The organism is Streptomyces sp. LUP47B (assembly GCF_001746295.1).
In the GTDB taxonomy this organism is placed as follows: Bacteria; Actinomycetota; Actinomycetes; order Streptomycetales; family Streptomycetaceae; genus Streptomyces.
This window is the reverse complement of the sequence record NZ_MJAH01000015.1, coordinates 277932-290954: the sequence shown is the minus strand read 5'-3', so window position 1 is coordinate 290954 and position 13023 is coordinate 277932. Positions and strand designations below refer to the sequence as shown.

The 13023-nt window shown below is 70.6% G+C and carries 14 protein-coding genes; 7 read left to right on the top strand and 7 right to left on the bottom strand.

Annotation, left to right across the window (positions count from 1 at the left end):
- Positions 1 to 24 precede the first annotated feature (24 nt).
- Entirely contained in the window at positions 25 to 750 is a 726-nt protein-coding gene (locus tag BFN33_RS36790; protein WP_069764529.1) for an SLATT domain-containing protein, read from the top strand.
- A gap of 18 nt (positions 751 to 768) precedes the next feature.
- Here the strand turns inward: BFN33_RS36790 and BFN33_RS36785 are convergent, their stop codons facing one another.
- From BFN33_RS36785 to BFN33_RS36770, 4 genes are all read right to left on the bottom strand, one after another.
- A complete protein-coding gene (locus BFN33_RS36785) occupies positions 769 to 2331 on the bottom strand; it encodes a substrate-binding domain-containing protein (RefSeq protein WP_069764528.1) in 1563 nt (520 codons plus the stop codon).
- Between the two features lie 124 nt (positions 2332 to 2455).
- The gene (locus BFN33_RS36780) at positions 2456 to 2719 is read right to left on the bottom strand and encodes a hypothetical protein (RefSeq protein WP_069764527.1); all 264 of its coding nucleotides are present in this window, start codon (positions 2717 to 2719) and stop codon (positions 2456 to 2458) included.
- A gap of 49 nt (positions 2720 to 2768) precedes the next feature.
- Positions 2769 to 3227, bottom strand: a complete 459-nt coding sequence (locus tag BFN33_RS36775; RefSeq protein ID WP_069764526.1) for a MarR family winged helix-turn-helix transcriptional regulator — start codon at positions 3225 to 3227, stop codon at positions 2769 to 2771.
- A complete protein-coding gene (locus BFN33_RS36770) occupies positions 3224 to 3856 on the bottom strand; it encodes a type 1 glutamine amidotransferase family protein (RefSeq protein ID WP_069764525.1) in 633 nt (210 codons plus the stop codon). Before BFN33_RS36770 ends, BFN33_RS36775 begins: the two co-directional genes overlap by 4 nt.
- A gap of 169 nt (positions 3857 to 4025) precedes the next feature.
- Here BFN33_RS36770 and BFN33_RS36765 point away from each other — a divergent pair, with 169 nt between their 5' ends.
- The 3 genes from BFN33_RS36765 to BFN33_RS36755 all read left to right on the top strand — a co-directional run bounded on the left by BFN33_RS36765 (position 4026) and on the right by BFN33_RS36755 (position 6955).
- Positions 4026 to 5381 carry an aspartate aminotransferase family protein gene (locus tag BFN33_RS36765; RefSeq protein WP_069764524.1) on the top strand — a complete coding sequence of 452 codons (1356 nt, stop codon included), beginning with the start codon at positions 4026 to 4028 and terminating at the stop codon, positions 5379 to 5381.
- 91 nt (positions 5382 to 5472) lie between these two features.
- Positions 5473 to 6174: a GntR family transcriptional regulator gene (locus BFN33_RS36760; protein WP_069764523.1), complete on the top strand. Its 702-nt coding sequence runs from the start codon at positions 5473 to 5475 to the stop codon at positions 6172 to 6174.
- Between the two features lie 130 nt (positions 6175 to 6304).
- On the top strand, positions 6305 to 6955 hold the full coding sequence (locus tag BFN33_RS36755) for a hypothetical protein (RefSeq protein ID WP_069764522.1): 651 nt from the start codon (positions 6305 to 6307) through the stop codon (positions 6953 to 6955).
- 2 nt (positions 6956 to 6957) lie between these two features.
- Here BFN33_RS36755 and BFN33_RS36750 read toward each other — a convergent pair whose 3' ends face one another.
- Positions 6958 to 7251 carry a DUF3303 family protein gene (locus BFN33_RS36750; RefSeq protein ID WP_069764521.1) on the bottom strand — a complete coding sequence of 98 codons (294 nt, stop codon included), beginning with the start codon at positions 7249 to 7251 and terminating at the stop codon, positions 6958 to 6960.
- Between the two features lie 182 nt (positions 7252 to 7433).
- On the opposite strand from BFN33_RS36750, the gene BFN33_RS36745 reads away from it, so the two are divergent.
- On the top strand, positions 7434 to 8294 hold the full coding sequence (locus tag BFN33_RS36745) for an NAD(P)H-binding protein (protein WP_069764520.1): 861 nt from the start codon (positions 7434 to 7436) through the stop codon (positions 8292 to 8294).
- Positions 8255 to 8506, top strand: a complete 252-nt coding sequence (locus BFN33_RS36740; RefSeq protein ID WP_069764519.1) for a hypothetical protein — start codon at positions 8255 to 8257, stop codon at positions 8504 to 8506. Before BFN33_RS36745 ends, BFN33_RS36740 begins: the two co-directional genes overlap by 40 nt.
- 224 nt (positions 8507 to 8730) lie before the next feature.
- Here BFN33_RS36740 and BFN33_RS36735 read toward each other — a convergent pair whose 3' ends face one another.
- Together BFN33_RS36735 and BFN33_RS36730 are read right to left on the bottom strand one after the other, a co-directional pair.
- A complete protein-coding gene (locus BFN33_RS36735; RefSeq protein WP_069764518.1) occupies positions 8731 to 10539 on the bottom strand; it encodes a bifunctional UDP-sugar hydrolase/5'-nucleotidase in 1809 nt (602 codons plus the stop codon).
- Between the two features lie 159 nt (positions 10540 to 10698).
- Complete coding sequence (locus BFN33_RS36730; RefSeq protein ID WP_069764517.1) at positions 10699 to 11982, bottom strand: adenylosuccinate synthase; 1284 nt, start codon at positions 11980 to 11982, stop codon at positions 10699 to 10701.
- A 188-nt stretch (positions 11983 to 12170) separates the two neighbouring features.
- Here BFN33_RS36730 and BFN33_RS36725 point away from each other — a divergent pair, with 188 nt between their 5' ends.
- Positions 12171 to 13019: a diacylglycerol kinase family protein gene (locus BFN33_RS36725; RefSeq protein WP_069764516.1), complete on the top strand. Its 849-nt coding sequence runs from the start codon at positions 12171 to 12173 to the stop codon at positions 13017 to 13019.
- The last annotated feature ends 4 nt before the right edge of the window (positions 13020 to 13023 follow it).

Below are 13023 nucleotides of genomic sequence, written 5' to 3'. Positions count from 1 at the left end.
TGACCGATCAGTAGGGAGCGCCGGGTGGGTCAGCCGGAGATGCAGCCCGAGGGCCTGCCACAGGACGGGCGGGCCGATCTGGCCGGGCGGACGTTTCCGCTCGGGGACTGGGGCGAGCCCGCCGTGCGGCTGGACGAGCTGTACCGGTGGGTGGAGCACGGCGCGCTGGAGACGGCGGCCTGGTATCTCGCGGACCGGGTGTGGAAGCGACGGGGTGCGCGGGCCCTGCGGGGCGGGGCCGCGGCGGGGGCGGTGACCGGGGCCGTGCTGCCCTTGCTGGATCTGACGGGGGTGGCCGGAGCAGGGGTCGCGCCCTGGGGGTATCTCGGACTGCTGGTCGCGGTGGCCTGCGTCGCCGTCGACCGGTACTTCGGAGTGACGTCCGGCTGGATAAGGGACGTGGCCACCGCACAGGCCGTCCAGCGCCGTCTTCTGGCCTTGCAGTTCGACTGGGCCTCGGAGAGTGTGCGGGAGGTGCTCGGGCCGGCGGAGGGCACGGCGGCGGAGGCGACCGAGCGCTGTCTGGGGGTGCTGCGCCGCTTCTCGGAGGACGTGACGGAGCTGATCCGGGTGGAGACCGCCGACTGGATCGTGGAGTTCCGCAACGGCTCGGCCCCGATGGGCATCCAGGGGGCGGTGACGTCCGGCGGCCGTCAGGACCCGGGTGCCGCCCAGGGCCGGTTCCCCCTGCCGCCGGGTCCGCCCGCCCGCCCGAACATGCCCCGGCAGCGCCCGCCCGAGCCCAGGTGACCCTCGCTCAGCACAGGCTCAGTCGCACAGCCCCGCCGCCCGCCCGCACGGCAGATGTCCCTGCTCGCGGATCACGTCCTGGCTCGTGCCCTCGTCGAGGTAGGCGAGGAAGCCGGCGGTGAGGGAACCGGGGGTCGGGGAGCGGTACGTGTAGGCGTACTCGACGCCCCGGTAGGGGTACTGGCCGAGCTGGTCCGCCGAGGCCGCCCGGCCGTCCAGCGGCACGCGGCGTACGCCCTTGTGGCCGGTGGCCAGGGTGAGTTCGCTGTAGCCGAGGGCGCCGGGCTGGGCGGCGACCTTGTCCAGCACGTCCTTCGTGGAAGCGAGTTCGCAGCGCGTGACAGGGGCGCGGGCGGCAGCGGCCACCGCCTTGTCCGTCAGCGGGTCGCAGTCCAGGGACGTCGTAGGGGTCATCTCCCAGGCGCCCGCCAGCACCCGGTCCTGGAAGATCTGCCGGGTCCCCGAGTACGCGTCCCGGCTGACCAGGACGACCGGCAGATCGGGCAGGCGCGGGAGACCGGCGGGGCGGGAGGCGTTCAGGTCGCTCCAACGCCTGACCTCGCCCCGGTAGAGGCGCTCCACCTCGGCCCGGGTCAGACCGCGCGAGCCGAGGTCGATGCCGTCGTTGACGACGAGGGTGAAGACCGAGAGGGCGATCTTCTCGCCGTGCAGGCCCAGCCGGTCGCCCATCGGGCCGTCCGAGAAGGCGATCACGGACCGGGCGTCCTTCGCCGAACGGGCACCGGTCGCGGCGAGCGCGGACACCCCGGCCTCACTGCCGCGCGCCTCGACGGTGATGTCGGCGCCCTCGCAGTCCTTCTCGTACTCCTTCGCGAGGGTCGCGATCACCGGGGCGAAGGCGGTGGAGCCGGTCACCGTCACCGTGCCCGTCTCGCAGCCGAGCGGGGGCGGGGTGTCGTCACGGGCGACGACGATCGTGGCGAGGACGAGGACGGAGAGGGTGAGCAGCCCGGTGAAGATCCGTGCCGCCGGGCTGAGGACGGGCGGGATCTCGTCGGGGGTGGCGCTGCGGTTGGGGTGCACCTCGCCGTCCCGGATGCCGCCGGTCATCCGGATCGGACGGCCCACGTCGCCGCCGGACAGCAGCACGAGCAGCTTGTAGTGCTCGCCGCGGTTGAGCGGGACGCGCGGGATGCGCAGCCGGTTGCCCTCGTAGCCGAAGCCCCGGTCGGGGGTGAAGTGGTCCATGAGGTGGTCGGTGTCGATCGGCTGGGTGACCGAGACGCCGCGGACCGTGCGGTCGCTGAACACCGCGGTGAGGCCGTGCCGTTCGGGGCCCGTGTAGTCGTCGCGGTCGATGCCCTGCGAGCCGTCGTTCTCTATGCGGAGGAGGACGAGAGTGGCGTCCGACATGTCCGGTGCCTCGTCGAAGAGGCCAAGTCTCACGTTGGCCCGCCCGCGCCGCACGTCGTCGCCGATCGGATTGTCCATCTGGACGCGGTAGCCGATGCGCTTGCGGCGCGGCACCCGGCGCTCGTACCAGACCATGACCCCGGACGCGACGATGCCGAGGAAGGCGGTACCCACCGCCACGACGTTCTCCGCACTCAACCACTCCACTGTGGGTGCCCCCGCAACTCCCGCAGTTCGCTCGTACGATCACCGTACGGCTGTACGAGCGAGCCCCGTGGGTTGGTGGGACGAAGTTCGTCCGACGTTCAACCGGCGTACGCGGGAGGGGATTTCAGGGCGAGGCAGGCGCCGAGGGAGCGGTCGGTGTCTCGCCGGGGCCGTCGCCCAGGACGGCGTAGACCGTGCCGCCGGCACCCACGGCGACCACCAGCGCGACGGCGACGAGGGCGGCCGTGACGGAACGGCTGCGGTACCCCGCATCCCCCTCCGGCTCCGGCTCCGGCACGTACGGGGCCAGGTACGTGCCGGACGAGTGGCGTTCCCGGGAGTCGTGGTGTTCAGGGTCGGCAGAGGCGTGTTCCTCCGGCTCGTCCATCGCAGGCCCTCCCCCGATACCGCACACCTGCCCGACAGAAGACCAGTGTCTACGTCTGTCCGTCCCCCGTCGAGATCTGGTCCAGTACCTTGGACAGCCGCTCCAAAACCCCTACGGCTTCCGCGAGTTCGGACTCCCCGAAGGCCTCCGCGAGCCGGTCGGCGAAGGCCGCGTGGCCCGGGCCGATCCGCCGCACGGCGGCCAGCCCCTCCTCCGTCGGCGCGAGGAGCTTGGCGCGCCGGTGGGCGGGGTTGGGCCGGTACTCGGCCAGCCCCCGCGCCACCAGCAGATCGGCGATGCGCTGCACGCTCTGCCGGGTGATGCCCATCTCCCGGGCGATCCCGGCGACCGGCAGCGGCTGTCCGAGCACCGCGCCGAGCACCTGCCACCAGGCGGCGGTGAGCCCGGACGGCCCGGCCAACTCCTCGGCGACGGTGAGGAACTGGCCGTTGAGCCGGAACACCCCGAGCGCGCTGCGGCTGAGCAGATCCTGTCGCTCCCGGCTCATCCGGACGCCTGCGCCTTCTCCAGCACGGCGTACGCCTCCGCGTCGGAGTCGTGGAACAGCCGGTACCAGGCGTCCAGCACCTCGCCGTCGTACACCCCGAGCAACCGGAAGATCTCCCGGGCGAACGCCACGGGCTCGGTGGGCCCGGCGGTGATCAGCCCGCGGTCGGTGACGGCGTCCGCGTCGGCGTACCGCTCGCCGCCGCCGTACCCCGTGGCCGCCAGATAGAAGGACACGGCGCTGGTGTGCTCCCGGTCGTCCAGCAGCCCCTCGCGCGCGAGCCCCGCGGTGGCGCCGCAGATCGCAGCGACGGGAACCCCGGCGTCGAGGAACTCCCGCGCCTTGCGGGCGAAGGGGGCGAGGTCGTCGCCGCCCGCCGCGTCAGCGGCTGATGTCTCTGTCCAGAGATCGGCGCCCGGCAGGATCAGCAGGGAGCTCTCGGACGGCCGTACGTCGTCCAGGGCGCACGCGGGCTGCACCCGCAACCCCCCGACGGAGGTCACCGGCTCCCGCGTGGGGCCGGCCGTCCGGATCTCGTACCCGGCGCGGGCGAGATAGGCCGTGGCGTACCCCGTCTCCCAGTCGGCGTAGGTGTCGTACACGGCGAGATGCACAGGCTTGCGGCTCATGGCTGCCTCCTCGGACCCGGGCCTTGACTACCACCTAGATGACAATATGCTGTCATCACGACAGCAAGCTGTCAATGGTGGAGCCCTGGACAACCTGTCGTGGAAACCCGCCGTCCACAGACAGGACGCCCATACCGCTTCCGCATCGCGGACATTTACGCTCACTCGTATGACCCCTCAGCCCCGCCCCGAGGTCGGCGCCGCCGTGAAGGCCGCGGACCGTGCTCATGTGTTCCACTCCTGGTCCGCGCAGGAGCTCATCGACCCGCTCGCCGTCGCCGGTGCGGAGGGGTCGTACTTCTGGGACTACGACGGGAACCGCTATCTCGACTTCACCAGCGGGCTCGTCTACACCAACATCGGCTACCAGCACCCGAAGGTCGTCGCCGCGATACAGGAGCAGGCGGCCACGCTGACGACCTTCGCGCCCGCCTTCGCGATCGAGGCGCGGTCGGAGGCTGCCCGGCTGATCGCCGAGCGGACGCCCGGGGACCTGGACAAGATCTTCTTCACCAACGGCGGTGCCGACGCGGTCGAGCACGCCGTCCGGATGGCCCGGCTGCACACCGGGCGGGCCAAGGTGCTCTCCGCCTACCGGTCGTACCACGGTGGCACCCAGCAGGCCGTCAACCTCACCGGGGATCCGCGCCGCTGGGCCTCCGACAGCGCCTCCGCCGGGGTCGTGCACTTCTGGGCACCCTTCCTGTACCGGTCCCGCTTCTACGCCGAGACGGAGGAGCAGGAGACCGCGCGGGCGCTGGAGCACCTGGAGACGACGATCGCCTTCGAGGGTCCGGCCACCGTCGCCGCGATCATCCTGGAGACCATCCCCGGCACCGCGGGGATCATGGTCCCGCCGCCCGGCTACCTCGCCGGTGTCCGCGAGATCTGCGACAAGTACGGCATCGTCTTCATCCTGGACGAGGTCATGGCCGGGTTCGGACGCACCGGTGAGTGGTTCGCCGCCGACCTGTTCGACGTCACCCCCGACCTGATGACCTTCGCCAAGGGCGTCAACAGCGGATACGTGCCGCTCGGCGGGGTCGCCATCTCGCAGAAGATCGCCGACACCTTCGGCAAGCGGCCCTACCCCGGCGGCCTCACCTACTCCGGGCACCCCCTCGCCTGTGCCGCCGCCGTCGCGACGATCAACGTCATGGCGGAGGAGGGCGTCGTCGACAACGCCGGGCACCTCGGTACGGCCGTCCTGGAGCCCGCGCTCCGGGAGCTCGCCGAGCGGCACCCGAGCATCGGCGAGGTGCGCGGCGTCGGCATGTTCTGGGCGCTGGAGCTGGTGAAGAACAGGGAGACCCGCGAGCCGCTCGTGCCCTACAACGCGGCGGGTGAGGCGAACGCCCCGATGGCCGCGTTCGGGGCCGCCGCGAAGAAGCAGGGCATCTGGCCCTTCGTCAACATGAACCGGACGCACGTGGTGCCGCCGTGCAACGTCAGCGAGGCGGAGCTGAAGGAGGGGCTGGCCGCCCTGGACAGCGCGCTCTCCGTGGCGGACGAGTACACGGAGTAAGCACTCCCGGCGTTCGAACGCGTAAGGTGGCGTGCTCGTATACATATGTACGAGCACGCCATCTGCACCTGCGCGAGGGAGGCGCCCGACGATGCCCGGCAGCAGCAGCAACGGTGCCGTCACCCGCAGTACGCTGCGGCAGCAGATCGCGGACGCGCTGCGGGACGAGGTGCTGGCCGGGCGGCTCCAGCCGGGGCAGGAGTTCACGGTGAAGGAGATCGCCGAGCAGTACGGCGTCTCCGCCACCCCGGTGCGCGAGGCCCTCGTCGACCTGTCGGCGCAGGGGCTCCTGGAGGCCGACCAGCACCGCGGCTTCCATGTGCACGAGTACTCCCTCGCCGACTTCCACGGCATGATCGAGGCCCGCAGCCTGGTCACGGACGGCATGTTCCAGGCGCTCGAAGCCGGCCACCGCATCTTCCAGCAGCTCGACGAGCCCCGCACCGCCGCGGCCGTGGCGGGCGTACGGCGGCGCGGCGAGGAGGCCCAGCGGGCCGCCGTCGCGGGCGACCTGACCGTACTGATCGGCTACGACCTGCGCTTCTGGCGCGAGCTGAGCATCCTGTTCGGCAACCCCTACCTCGCCGACTTCCTGCACCGGCTGCGGGTGCAGACCTGGGTGTGCACGGTCCAGCACCTGCGCCGGCTCACCGATCTGCGCGGCAGCCTGTGGTCCGGGCACCCCGAGGTCGCCGACGCCCTGTACCGGCGGGACACCACGACCGCCCGCAAGCTCCTCACCGCCTACAACGGCCACTATCTGACTCTCATCGAGGGCCTCACCGCCGACTGAGCGCCTCCGGCACGGGTAAAGGACCAGCACGACCCGCACGAGGGGCCCCGACCCGGCACTTCAGCGACTACCCTTCCCTGACCACCGTGTGAAGACATCCGCGCACCGCGAGTATCCGAGGAGCTGTCTTTTGGCCTGTGACCTGTGGCTGGTCCCGCTCGTCGACGTGTTGTGCCACACCCCGGACAACCCGTTCGCCGAGGAACTCGCGCAATACAACAAGGTGCTCGCCGAGGCCGGGTTGCCGCCGGTGCCGGTGTACCAGTACATGCCGGGCCTGTCCGGCGAGGTCGCCCCGGTGGCCGGGTTCGACTACGACGCCCTGCACTTCCTGCGCCGCGCCTATCTGCTCCAGGTCTGCGGGCTCCCGGTCACCCCGGTCGACGAACTCGGCGGTGACTACGAGCAGTTGCTGGAGATGTTCGAGACGACGGCCCAGCAGTCCCATCTGGTCTGGCACTACGACCACGCGGGCGCGTACGTCCCCGTCGACTTCCCGCACCCGCTGGCCAGCGAGGAACTCCTCGCGGGCGGCGGCCCGTTGGGCTCCTCGCAGGCCCTGTTGCGGGAGCTGGAGTTCGTGGCCCCGGTGATCGGCATCGACCCGGCCAACCCCCCGGCGCCCCCCGAGCCGCCGCGCGCCCCCACGGAACTGGAGGAGCCGGCCGTCCCCGCGCCGTACGATCCCAGCCCCTTCGCCCGGGAACGTCATGTCTGGCTGGGGCTGCACGCGGCGGCGACCCGGAGTCTCGCCCAGGGCTCGATGATCATCTTCAGCTGAGGTCAGCGCCCCAGCTGGGAGAGCCCCTTCTGCACGTCCTCGTAGTTCATCACCGGGGTGTAGGTGACCTTGGCACCCAGGTTCTGGAAGAACGGCTCACTGATCACCGGCATCAGTGAGCTGTCCTGCATGTCGAAGACCATGTAGGCGGTGCGCTGACCGTTCTCGGCGGTGAAGTAGGTCGCCTCGGGCTTGATCTGCTCCATCGACGCCTCGATCAGCTTCGACAGGGTTCCGTGGCTGATGGCCTCGTTCGCCTTCTCCGTGTCCATGGACACCTTGAGCAGTACGCGCATCGCACTCACCTTCTCCGGATCGACACGCAGAGATGCACAGTCCAAGAATATGCCTGTATGCGGCATTTCTGCCTGGCTACTCCCGCGGGAGCAGCCGCACGGCCTCCCCCGGTGCGACGTCGACCGCCGCCTCCGCGCGCACGCTGGGTTCATCCACGAGCCATCCATGAGGGGAGACGGCGATGATCCTGGTGACCGGAGCGACGGGCCACGTGGGGAGCGAGCTGGTACGGCTGCTCGCGGCGGCCGGGGAGCCGGTGCGCGCGATGACCCGGTGGCCGGCACAAGCCCGGTTCCCCGCCGACGCGGAGGCGGTGTACGGCGACGCGGCGGACCCGGAGAGCCTTGCCGCGGCCTTCGCGGGCGTGGGCGGGGCCTTCCTGATGTCGGCGCAGGCGGTGGGTACGGCCCCCGAGCCCACCCATGACCTCGCGCTCGCCGCGGCGGCGGAACGCGCGGGAGTACGGCGGGTGGTGAAGCTGTCCACGCTGGACGGCGGGACGGGCGACGACCCGATCGCCCGCTGGCAGCGCACGGCGGAGGCGGCGGTGACCGACCCGGCCCGCGGTTTCGCCTGGACCCTGCTGCGCCCGGGCCGCTTCATGTCCAACGCCCTTCAGTGGGCCGGGCAGTTGCGGACCGGCGACGAGGTGGCGATCCCCTTCGCGGACCGCCCGGCGGCGAGCATCGACCCGTCGGACCTGGCGGAGATCGCGGCACTGGCCCTCACCACGGGCGAACACACGGATGCCGTTTACGAGTTGAGCGGCCCGCAGTCCCTCACCCCCACGGAGGAGCTGGCGGTTCTCGGCGAGGTCCTGGGCCGCGACCTGCGCGTCCGCCCTGTGTCCACCGACGCCGCCCGCGCCGGTATGTCTCGCTACGGCTTCCCTCCCGAGGTCGTCGACGCCATCATGCGGCGCACCCTGGACGGCGACCGGGGCTCGGAGGTGCTGCCGACGGCCGAGAAGGTGCTGGGGCGCCCGGCACGGACGTTCGCCCGGTGGGCGCGGGCGCACGCGGCGGAGTTCCCGAGGCCCTAGGTACAGCCCGCCCGCCGCCCCTGCCCTGCGGATTCAGGCAGCGCCGGCGCGGGGCGTGGTGGGGGTGGACGCACCTGGCCAACGCCCCGCACGGCCGGTACCTGCTGGACGCCGCCGTGGTGTTCAAGCACCGTGGGCAGGAGTGGCGTGACCGGGTCACCGCGAACCGGGCGGTGGCCTACGGCAGTGTGCACGACCCGGTGCCGCCGTGAGGCGTCTCCGGTGGGCGTGGGGGCGCCCTTGGCCGGCGACGGGTCCAGCCGGCCGGATGCCGGGTGACCGCCGGGGTCTTGTCGATCACCGGGGGGATCTCGTCGAACGGCAGGGCCGGTTACAACGGCGTGGCCAACGACCGCGGTGACTCCCACATCTGGGCGACCGGCTGCTGAACCGGCCGGCGGTGAAGGGGACTTCGGCCCGCCGACCGGAGTCCCCGTCAGAACACGGGCGTGCCGCCCTGCGTCAGCTTCCAGTTGGTGACCGCGAAGTCCTTCGGGTCCAGCGCGCCCTTCGAGGTCACGTAGTCGATCATCAGCTGGCGGATCTCGTTGGTGGAGCTGTAGGCGATGTCCGCGGCGGCGATGTGCGGGTAGCCGGAGCCGCCGTTGGCGCGGTAGTTGTTGACGGCGACGACGAAGACCTGGTCGGCGGTGACCGGAGTCCCGCCGTAGGCCAGGTTCTTGATCCGCGAGCCCTCCGCCTGTGCGATGTCGATGTCGTACGAGACGCCCGCGGCGGTGTCGTACATGTAGTCCCAGAAGCTGTTGGCGTTGGTCAGCGTCGAGGTGTCCACGGCCGTGCCCGCCGGCACCTGGTGGTAGTACTTCGCCGCGTACTCCAGGTAGTCCTTGAGCTGGGCGCCGGTGAGCTTCTTGCCGTAGAGGGTGTTGTCGTAGATGTAGAGCCCGGCGATGTCCTTGATGGTGACGCTGCCCGCGGGGATGTCGGCGGTGCGGGAGAAGGGCGCGGCGACCGAGATCAGCGGGAGGGCCGCGTCGGAGGCCGACAGGCCCGCCTTGACGGTGTCCATCTGGACCTGGTGGATGAAGTCCATGATGGGGACGTCCTTCCAGCAGGATTCCGCCGCGGAGAGGTCCTCGGTGCAGGTGCCGACGGCCGTGTTGACGTACTTCACGACCAGCTCGTGGTCGGCCTCCAGGAGCTTCTTGATCTCCGGGTCCTCGTCGACCGTGTTGGGGTTCAGGGTCTGGGCGGTCTTCTTGGTCACCTTCCACTGCCCGCGCACGAGTTCCAGCTCGAAGTCGAAGACGCTGAGCCGGTAGCCCCAGCAGTACGGCTCGGACAGCAGCACGTCCTCGCCGGTCTCCTCGTTCTTGACCGTGTACGACGGCACCTCGACGTGGGTGTGGCCGACCAGGATCGCGTCGATGCCGGGGACCTGCTGGGCGACGAGGTTGGAGGCGTTCTCGACGTACGGAAGCTCGTCGCCGTACGACGAGGAACCGTCGAGCCCCGAGTGGTCGGTCAGGAAGACGACGTCACAGCCGAGCGCGCGCAGCCGGGGCACGTACTTCTTCGCCTGCTCGACCAGGCCCGGGAAGACCATCTTCCCGCTGACGTTGTCCTTGTCCCACAGGGCGATTCCGGGGTTGGTGAGGCCGAGGATGCCGACCTTGATGTCGGGGGCGCCCGGCACGCAGATCCGCTTCACGGTGTACGGCTGGAAGGCGGGCTTCAGCGTCTTCGCGTCCAGGGCGTTGGCCCCGAGCAGCGGGAAGCGGCACTGGCTCTCGAACTTCCTGAGCACCTCGATGCCGTAGTTGAACTCGTGGTTGCCGAGGGCGGCGGCGTCGTAGCGCATGTGGTTCATGGCGACGGCCATCGGGTGCTTCGGGGCGCCCTTGGCGGTGATGGGCTGCACGCGCGCGAAGTAGTACGCCAGTGAGGTGCCCTGGATGATGTCGCCGGCGTCGACGAGCAGCACGTGCTCCTCGCCCTTGGCGGCACGCTGCTGCTTGATGAGCGTGGCCACCCGGGCGACGCCGACGGAGTTGCCCTTGCTGTCGGAGTAGGCCTTGTCCAGGTAGTAGTCCCAGTCGAAGACGTGGCTGTGCAGGTCGGTGGTGCCGAGGACGGAGAACGACCAGGTGCGGTTCTTCTTCACCGGCTGGTGATCGGCGGCCTGGGCGGCGGGGGCTCCCGCCGCCCCCGCGACGGCCACGGCCGCGCCGGTGACGGCCGACTTCTTCACGAACGCACGGCGGTTCAGGGGACTGACGGGCATGGAAGGACTCCTGGAAGGGGAAGGCGGGCGAGAGGGAGGCGCGACGGAACTACCCGCGTAGATAGTCCCGTCCCGCCGGTTGCCCGCGGAACCAGGAGCAAGCCATGGGCCGGTCAAGGAAGTCCATGACCGGCCCAACAGCCTTCGAACAAAAGGGATTTACAGGAACGAGTTGATCTCGATCGTCTCGTCCCGGCCCGGGCCCACGCCGATCGCGGAGATCGGGGCGCCGGACATCTCCTCCAGCGCCTTCACGTAGTCCTGGGCGTTCTTCGGGAGGTCGGAGAAGGACTTCGCCTTGCTGATGTCCTCGCTCCAGCCCGGGAGGTACTCGTAGACCGGCTTCGCGTGGTGGAAGTCGGTCTGGGAGTACGGGAGTTCCTCGACGCGCTCGCCGTCGATCTCGTACGCGACACAGACCGGGATCTGCTCCCAGCCGGTGAGGACGTCGAGCTTGGTGAGGAAGAAGTCGGTGAGGCCGTTGACGCGGGTCGCGTACCGGGCGATCACCGCGTCGAACCAGCCGCAGCGACGGTCACGGCCGGTGGTGACACCCCGCTCACCGCCGATGCGGCGCAGCGCGTCGCCGTCCTCGTCGAACAGCTCGGTCGGGAACGGGCCCGAACCGACCCGGGTCGTGTAGGCCTTGAGGATGCCGATGACCCGGCTGATCTTCGTGGGGCCGACGCCCGCACCCGTGCACGCTCCGCCCGCGGTGGGATTGCTGGAGGTGACGAAGGGGTACGTGCCGTGGTCGATGTCCAGGAGCGTGCCCTGGCCGCCCTCGAACAGGACGACCTTGTCCTGCTCCAGGGCCTGGTTGAGCACCAGGACCGTGTCGGCGACGTAGGGCTTGAGCCGGTCCGCGTAGCCCAGCAGCTCCTCGACGACCTGCCCGACCTCTATGGCGCGGCGGTTGAAGACCTTGGTCAAAAGCTGGTTCTTGCCGTCGAGGGCCGCCTCGACCTTCTGGGTCAGGATCGACTCGTCGTACAGGTCCTGGATGCGGATGCCCACGCGGTTGATCTTGTCGGCGTAGGTCGGTCCGATGCCGCGCCCCGTCGTGCCGATCTTGCGCTTTCCGAGGAAGCGTTCCGTCACCTTGTCGACGGTGACGTTGTAGGGCGTGATGACGTGGGCGTTACCACTGATCAGGAGCTTGGAGGTGTCGACGCCGCGGTCGTTCAGTCCGTTCAGCTCGGAGAACAGGACCGACGGATCGACGACGACACCGTTGCCGATGACCGGGGTGCACCCCGGAGACAGGATTCCGGAAGGGAGGAGGTGGAGGGCGTACTTCTGATCGCCCACGACTACCGTGTGGCCGGCGTTGTTGCCGCCCTGGTATCGCACCACATAGTCCACCGAGCCACCGAGCAGGTCGGTTGCCTTTCCCTTGCCTTCGTCACCCCACTGAGCACCGAGCAGCACAAGTGCGGGCACGCGCGTACACCCCTTCCGGGCGGGGCATGTCCAAGGTCGGGGGCGTACGCGTACGGTTCCTCCGTCGCGTGCACCACGGCCGTCGTCGGCCGCTGCCCGTCGGACCCGGATGCCCCGGAATAGACGAAGCCCCTGGCGCAATAGCGCAAGGGGCTCTTGCACAAAGATGCTACCCGAGGAAGCGAGGCATGGCCGAGGTGGCGACTTCCGCGACTTTTGATCACCTGCTGGTGGTGATCGACCCGGTCGCCCGGCAGACGGACGGCGAGTCCGTACGAATCGTGAAAGACGTGCTCAGCGCGGGTGCGGCGACGAAGGTGTGTCTGCCGGACGGACCCGAGGAGTTCGCCCGGGCGCTGGCGCGGCGCGGCTCGCGGCGGCCGGTGGTCGTCGGGGACGACCGTGCGCTGATGCGGGCGGTGGTGCTGCTGCACCGGCAGCGGGAGCTGGCCGAATGTGTGCTGTCGGTGGTGCCGGTGGGGTCGATGCTCGGAGTCGCGCACGCCCTCGGGGTGCCGACGGGGGCGGTGGCGGCCGCGCGGGCGGTCCTGGACGGGGCCGAGCGACGCCTTGACATGCTCGTGGACGACAGCGACGGGGTGGTCCTCGGCGCCCTGCGGATACCCGCGCCGGCCGCCCGGGAGGAGCCCATGGAGGCCGCCCGGCCCTGGCTGCGGACCTGCCAGTCCCTCGTACGGACCCTGGTGCCGGCCCGGCCCGCCCGGGAGACCGCGCTCGCCTTTCCCGCGCCCTCGCGGCTGCGGGTGGAGGTCGACGGGGTCACGCTGGTGGACCTGGACCAGCCCCTGGAGGCGGTCTCGGTGACCCCCGGCTCCGGCGGCGGCCTGGCCTCGGTGGAGGTACGCCCGCTGTCGGTGGGCGCGGAGGCGTCCCCGCTGCTGGCCACCGGCAGGACGGTGACCGTCACCGGGGCGGACTTCCGCTACCGCGCGGACGCGGGGGTGGCGGGACCGGTACGGAGACGGACGTGGACGGTGCGGGAGGGGGCGCTGGGGTTGGTGTTGCCGGGGCGGTGAGGGG